Source organism: Endozoicomonas atrinae, from assembly GCF_001647025.1.
Taxonomy (GTDB): domain Bacteria; phylum Pseudomonadota; class Gammaproteobacteria; order Pseudomonadales; family Endozoicomonadaceae; genus Endozoicomonas; species Endozoicomonas atrinae.
In genome coordinates this window covers 1-241 of sequence record NZ_LUKQ02000953.1, presented here as the reverse complement: position 1 = coordinate 241, position 241 = coordinate 1, and the positions used below count along the sequence as shown (strand labels likewise).

Here is a 241-nt window from a genome sequence, read left to right as displayed (position 1 = left end):
CGTGAAAGTTTTCAGGAAAATCGGGAGTTTTAGGCATGACATTAACGGGATGAACAACAGGCTATTTAAAGTATAAAGGCAATCGCAGAATTCGTGACATATTTTGAAAATGAAATTGGTATTATTCGTAAAACCGTGTATGTTGCTCTTGGCGTGAACACTGAAGGCCATAAGGAACTTTTGGGTCTTTGGCTTGCCGAAACAGAAGGTGCCAAATTCTGGCTTTCTGTGCTGACAGAGC

1 pseudogene is annotated in these 241 nt (G+C 41.1%); it reads left to right on the top strand.

Features of this window, described 5'->3' with window-relative positions:
• Positions 1-120 precede the first annotated feature (120 nt).
• Positions 121-241: pseudogene (locus AK963_RS31715) on the top strand (transposase); the annotation flags it as partial.